The sequence below is a fragment of the Bradyrhizobium sp. genome, assembly GCF_049691595.1.
GTDB lineage: Bacteria > Pseudomonadota > Alphaproteobacteria > Rhizobiales > Xanthobacteraceae > Bradyrhizobium.
Genome location: NZ_JBAVNZ010000152.1, coordinates 1 through 5096, shown reverse-complemented (window position 1 = coordinate 5096; position 5096 = coordinate 1). Strand labels below are relative to the sequence as shown.

Annotated in this window: 6 protein-coding genes; 2 read left to right on the top strand and 4 right to left on the bottom strand. The window is 63.5% G+C overall.

Features of this window, described 5'->3' with window-relative positions; all coding sequences use genetic code 11:
- Together WCE35_RS06730 and WCE35_RS06725 are read right to left on the bottom strand one after the other, a co-directional pair.
- Positions 1-871 (bottom strand): LLM class flavin-dependent oxidoreductase (locus tag WCE35_RS06730; RefSeq protein WP_424592569.1); only part of this gene is annotated, 871 nt, incomplete at its 3' end.
- A 680-nt stretch (positions 872-1551) separates the two neighbouring features.
- The gene (locus tag WCE35_RS06725; RefSeq protein ID WP_424592568.1) at positions 1552-1863 is read right to left on the bottom strand and encodes a hypothetical protein; all 312 of its coding nucleotides are present in this window, start codon (positions 1861-1863) and stop codon (positions 1552-1554) included.
- A 293-nt stretch (positions 1864-2156) separates the two neighbouring features.
- Between WCE35_RS06725 and WCE35_RS06720 the strand changes: the two genes are divergently transcribed.
- The gene (locus WCE35_RS06720) at positions 2157-3362 is read left to right on the top strand and encodes a PHB depolymerase family esterase (RefSeq protein ID WP_424592567.1); all 1206 of its coding nucleotides are present in this window, start codon (positions 2157-2159) and stop codon (positions 3360-3362) included.
- A gap of 17 nt (positions 3363-3379) precedes the next feature.
- On the opposite strand, the gene WCE35_RS06715 is transcribed toward WCE35_RS06720, so the two are convergent.
- Entirely contained in the window at positions 3380-3688 is a 309-nt protein-coding gene (locus tag WCE35_RS06715; protein ID WP_424592566.1) for a hypothetical protein, read from the bottom strand.
- A 147-nt stretch (positions 3689-3835) separates the two neighbouring features.
- Here WCE35_RS06715 and WCE35_RS06710 point away from each other — a divergent pair, with 147 nt between their 5' ends.
- A complete protein-coding gene (locus WCE35_RS06710) occupies positions 3836-4219 on the top strand; it encodes a winged helix-turn-helix transcriptional regulator (RefSeq protein WP_424592565.1) in 384 nt (127 codons plus the stop codon).
- Between the two features lie 24 nt (positions 4220-4243).
- On the opposite strand, the gene WCE35_RS06705 is transcribed toward WCE35_RS06710, so the two are convergent.
- Positions 4244-4912 (bottom strand): MBL fold metallo-hydrolase, encoded by a 669-nt coding sequence (locus tag WCE35_RS06705; RefSeq protein ID WP_424592564.1) that lies wholly within the window; start codon positions 4910-4912, stop codon positions 4244-4246.
- Positions 4913-5096: the final 184 nt, after the last annotated feature.

The window sequence follows — 5096 nt, the reverse complement described above, 5'->3', positions numbered from 1 at the left end:
ACGCCGCGCCGTCGACGAAGGCGGTTTTGTCCACGGCTTCATCCGGCGACGAAAACGCCGTCAGCCCCGGCCGCTGCAGCGTGCCGACATTATATTCGTTGTGCCAGCGCATCAGCCCGGCGCCGGCCTCGCGCCGCGCCTGCTCGCGGGTTTCCGCGATATGCCAGGACAGCAGCACGCGCCAGTCGGACCGGCTCACATGGGTGCCGGCCTTTTTCGCGGCGTCCTCGGCAAAACCCCATTGCGTCGGCAGCGCCATCAGCCCCTGCGTCGACATCGAGCCGAGCGAAATGATGCCGATGCCGTATTTGCCCGCCAGCGTCATGCCCGAGGGCGAGATCTGCGAGGCCACCACGAACGGCATCTCTTCCTGCAGCGGCAACAGCTGCAGCGCGGCGTCGTTCATGGTGAACCAGTCGCTCTTGGCGGTGACGCGCTCGCCCTGGAACAGGCGGCGGATGATCGCGATCGCCTCGTCCTGGCGGTCGCGCTGCGTCATCGGATCGATGCCGAGCGTATGCGCGTCGGAGGCCAGCGCGCCCGGGCCGGAGCCGAAGATGGCGCGGCCGCCGGTCATGTGGTCGAGCTGCACCATGCGCTGGGCGACGTTGAAGGGGTGGTGATAGGGCAGCGAGATGACGCCGGTGCCGAGCTTGATGCGTTTGGTGCGCTCGCCAGCGGCGGCCAGAAACATTTCCGGCGAGGCGATCATTTCCCAGCCCGAGGAATGGTGCTCGCCGCACCAGAACTCGTCAAACCCGAGCGCGTCGATCTGCTCAACGAAATCGAGGTCGCGGCGGAATTGCAGCATCGGATGCTCGCCGATTGGATGATGCGGGGCGAGGAAGGCTCCGAATTTGAGGCGGGCCATGGGGTTTCTCTCCGGAAATATTGTTTTGTTTATGCGGGGCTCGGCCCAAACTACGGGCTGGGGGAGACCATGGCAATGCTGCGGAGGCTGCTGCCGATGCATGGTTGTCGCGCAGTTTGGGGCGGCTTCCCATCTCCCGGAATTTGCTGGCGCGCGGTCGTCGGGGCCGGCGACAGCCACACAGTCCGGATCAGCGCGAAGCGCTATCGGCGATGGGCCGATCCGCTCGATGGGCAAATGCCAACGATCGTTGGTATGAGGGATTCGGGATACTCCATTACCTTCCCTGTCCATGGATTTCCATTTAACGCGAACTTAACGCGCGGAGGCATATTCTTGCTCATTGGAATACCCGAAGTGTTCTGCTTTCGGGCGATCGGAGCCGTCCTTTGCAAGGGGTCGCTCGATTAGCTGATCGCCGACGAAACGCCGAGGCTTCGCCTGCCAGGATTGCGGCACAGGGCTCACCGAAAATGCCCGGCGGACGCTGCACTCCCGGCAGGTCACCATGAATCGACAGCCGGGTTCGTCGCCCGGCCAAGATGCCGGCTCAATTTCGCAGGGTTAACGATGTCGCATCCACGATTGTACCAACGGGTAAAGCCAGCCGGCCTGGTGTCCAAAAAAGGGCAGATCATCGCGGCTCCGAAAGCGCCGGTGATCGCGTGCGCCATCGTCGACTATTCACCCGGCGGGGCGTGTCTTGAAATATTTCCGATGGTGCCGGTGCCGGAGCGGTTCGAGCTTCGGCATGGCAGCGTGAAAAAGAAAGCCCGTGTCGTCTGGCGGCGTGGAATCCGTATCGGCGTCGCATTTTGAATCTCGTTCCGGATTGATGAGGAAGCGCGTTCCGGCGTCATCCCGCTCCGGTCCAGTTCGGCGATCTTGCAGGCCTGGCCCAGCGTCGGATGGTCGAATGTGTTCCGGACGAAATCGTCGATCATGCCTTTGAGGGTGAGCGCGGCCTGACTGATAGGGATCAGGCCGGTCACGCCTTCGCCGCGGAAGGAGCGGGTTCCGGCCCCGGCATCTATGACGCCATCGCGGTCCTTGTCGCCATTTTAGGCTGCGCGATTGGCGCGATTTGCGGCATGCGCGCGGTTTGCACTGTTGATCATCACCGGTGTCATTTTTCTGACACGGAAGCGGCCCGCGGCGGCCTGACAAATCGACGTGAACCACAACATTGCAGGGGATGAACCGTCCGCGGCCTTTAAATTTTGCGGTGCAGCAATTATCTGTTGTTGCTCGAGCTACACAAAAACAATCGCCCCAGGAGCTGCCGGTGTCCCTTGCGAAGAATATTGATTTCCTGCGCCGTCTGCCGAAGCTGAACGGGTTCAATGGCTTGGGAGCGTACGGGGCGCATCAACGCGTCCGCACGCCGCTGATCGAGGTGAGGGATTTCGGGCCCAACCCCGGCGCGCTGCGGATGTTCGCATTCGTGCCGGAACAGCTGCGGCGCGCGCCCGCGCTTGTGGTCGTGCTGCATGGATGCGGCCAGACGGCTGCCGGCTACGATCTCGGCGCCGGCTGGTCGACGCTGGCCAAGCGCTATGGCTTTGCGTTGCTGATGCCGGAGCAGCAGCCATCCAACAACGCCCACGCCTGCTTCAACTGGTTCAATCCGGAGGACACCGCCCGCGACCGGGGCGAAGCCCATTCGATCCGGCAGATGATCGCGCGAATGGCCGGCGATCACAAAATCGATCCGCGCCGCATCTACGTCACCGGGCTATCCGCCGGCGGCGCCATGACGACGGTGATGCTTGCGACCTATCCGGAAGTGTTCGCGGCCGGGGCTGTCATCGCCGGCCTGCCGTTCGGCATCGCGAGCAATGTGCCGGAAGCGCTGAACGGAATGCTGCAGTCGCGATCGCGCCCCGCATCCGAATTGGGCGACCTGGTGCGCAAGGCTTCGAAGCACAGGGGTCCGTGGCCGAAATTGTCGGTGTGGCATGGCAGCGCCGATCGCACGGTGAACCCGGCCAACGCCGATGAGATCGTCAAGCAATGGCTCGACGTGCATGGCCTGCCGCCGGCGCCGATGTCGAAAGCCGATGTCGACGGATATCCCCGCGAGGTCTGGTGGAACGCCGAGGGCGAGACGGTGGTCGAATCCTACACCATCACCGACATGGCGCACGGCACGCCGCTCGGCGCGGTCGACAATGACGAGCAATATGGCGAGCAGGGCGCGTTCGTGATCGAGGCGGGCATCTCGTCCTCCTATCACATCGCAAAATTCTTCGGCCTGACCGGACGGGTGCGCGAGCCCGTGGTGGTTGCAACGGCGACGCCGCAGCAAGCGGCGAAGACGGTCCCGATCGCGGTTCCGGCATCGGCGCCTGCGCCCGAACTTGCCGCGACGCTGTGGCCACGGCCGACGCCGGCCCGCCATGGAAAGAACCCGCGTCCGCCGCGCCGTGCCGGAATCGATGTCGGCGCCGTCATTACCCGCGCGCTGACCGCCGCGGGACTGATGAAATAGGCGGCCCGTCGCGGCGGCTAGCTCGCCGCGGTCTCCGCGATCAGTTCGATCGGCGTGACCACGACTTCGCCGCCGGCGACCTGCCGGGTTTTCTCGGTGTAGTGCTTGAAGAAATCCCTCTGCTGCAGCGTCTTGACGGCCTGATCGTCGGCGGCGGAGGCGAGATGGCAGTAGCTGGAATCGTCGCGATTTTTCAGGCACCGGTAGCTGATCTTGCCCTTGAGTTCGGAGTCATTGTCGAGTGCGGCAATGAAGCGGCGGATTTCCCGATGCCATTCTTCAGAGCTGCCGTTGGCGAACTGATATCTGATCATGAAATGCTTCATCGTCGGCTCCTTGTTGAGGCGAGGTCACGCTGGAAATCTGCTGCTTTCAGGCGCATCGGCGCAAGTATGGACAAAAATGATAGTATAGACTTTTTCGCCCTTGTTCCTATCCTGACCCGACGCGGGCAAGGCAGAGGGGGTTGCGAGATGGCGAAGGTGAGATCGGCCCAGCCCTGCGGCTGCCCGGTGGCGGCGTTCCAGAAAATGATCAGCGGCAAATACAAGCTGCGGATCGTCTGGGATCTGAAAGGCGGCCCGCGGCGCTATGGCGAAATCAGAACCGGCCTGTTGCGCGGTTCGGACGGCAGTGCGGAGATCGCGCCCCGCGTGCTCAGCCGCGAATTGAAGGCGCTCACCGAAACCGGGCTGATCGACCGCAAGGATTTTGGCGTCGTCCCGCCCAAGGTCGAATATCGCCTGACCCGCAAGGGCAGGAGTTTCGTTCCCGTCATCGCCGCGATCCGCGACTGGGGCGCGCGGCACCTCGCGCAGGCCGGCGCGGGTGAGATGCCAGGGCGGGTTGGCGGCTGAATGGGCTCGCCGAGCAGCCGCAGCTCACAGCTCGCCGGTGAGGAACGGATTGGTCATCCGCTCCTGGCCGATGCTGGAGCCCGCGCCATGGCCGCAGATGAAGCCGACATCGTCGCCGAGCGGCAGCAGTTTTTCAGTGATCGACCGGATCAGCGCGGCGTGGCTGCCGCCGGGCAGATCGGTGCGGCCGACCGAGCCGTTGAACAGGACGTCGCCGACATGGGCAAAACGCAATTCCTTGTTGAAGAACACCACGCTGCCCGGCGAATGGCCGGGGCAGTGCAGGATGTCGAAGGTCAGTTCGCCGATGGCGACCTGGTCGCCCTCGTCGAGCCAGCGATCGGGCCCGAAATCGCGCACGCCGGTCATGCCGAAACGCGCGCCGCTGGAGACGACATTGTCGAGCAGATATTTGTCGGCGATATGCGGTCCTTCGATTTGCACCCGCAGCGCATCGCGCAACTCGGCGGCGCCGCCGACATGGTCGATATGACCATGGGTCAGCCAGATCTTCTCGACCGTGACGCCGGTCTGCTTGATCGCCGCCAAAATCTTCGGGACGTCGCCGCCGGGGTCGATGACCACGGCCTTCTTGCTGGCTTCGTGCCAGATGATGGTGCAGTTCTGCTCGAACAGCGTCACCGGAACGATGATCGCGCCGGCTTTCGCTTTGGTCTCGGTCTTGTCATCCATGGCGGCACCATATTCTTCCCTGAAAGGTCGTCAACACAGGCGGGAGCCGATGTGTGATCCCGTAACGGTCCGTGGTAGGGTCGCGTCCGGATGGGATATCTAGGGCGCGGAGCCGGGAATCGCATCGGCTGATCGCGTTCACGCCTCGATTTCGGCTGAGGTTTTCATGAACCAGGCTTCCAAA

Coding starts and splice junctions, on each gene's coding strand:
- WCE35_RS06715 (WP_424592566.1), bottom strand. CDS start 3,688: ATGAAGCATTTCATGATCAGATATCAGTTCGCCAACGGCAGCTCTGAA.
- WCE35_RS06710 (WP_424592565.1), top strand. CDS start 3,836: ATGGCGAAGGTGAGATCGGCCCAGCCCTGCGGCTGCCCGGTGGCGGCG.
- WCE35_RS06705 (WP_424592564.1), bottom strand. CDS start 4,912: ATGGATGACAAGACCGAGACCAAAGCGAAAGCCGGCGCGATCATCGTT.